The sequence below is a fragment of the Anaerotignum faecicola genome, assembly GCA_024460105.1.
Classification (GTDB): domain Bacteria; phylum Bacillota; class Clostridia; order Lachnospirales; family Anaerotignaceae; genus JANFXS01.
On sequence record JANFXS010000179.1, the window covers coordinates 1 to 496 of the forward strand.

Annotated in this window: 1 protein-coding gene; it reads right to left on the reverse strand. The window is 53.2% G+C overall.

Annotated features, from left to right (window positions below; genetic code table 11):
* Window positions 1–354, reverse strand: a 354-nt coding sequence (locus tag NE664_13395; protein MCQ4727627.1) for an alpha/beta hydrolase, incomplete at its 3' end; no start/stop codon positions are given.
* Window positions 355–496 lie beyond the last annotated feature (142 nt).

Genomic DNA, 496 nt, shown 5'->3' on the forward strand with positions numbered 1-496 from the left:
GGTTCCCTCACAGCCGTCCACCAGGAATGTTTCATATCTCGTCTCAATTCCTTTACTCCTGTCCAGTGTTCTCCAGCCAAACTGGTATCTCAGCTGCTCCAGCAGACTGTGTCCTTCCGGGTTATCCATACCCAGAAGCTTGTCCTGATTCCTCGTAAGCTCCGGATCAATCTCCCCTGCTCTCGTCTCGAAGTCTTCCCGCGTCACAGAGGCAGCCGCCTCAGTCCTCGGATCGAGATGGCCTGGAATCCGGTCAAAACAGTCCCGCACCGCTATCTCTGCACCTCCGGCATCAATCCGGTATTCCCCAGCCGCCAGGCTTCTCAGCAATCTCTGATATAACTCCTGCTCCATGTTACCACCCTCTCTCAATATTCCGCGATCTCCAGCCGCTCTCCATCTGGGCCCCGAAAAAAGGCAAATTTCATACCGTTCTCCCAGAACTCCTTCATAAACAGCTTTTCCGTTTCAAATTGAATCCCCTCACGGATAAGCC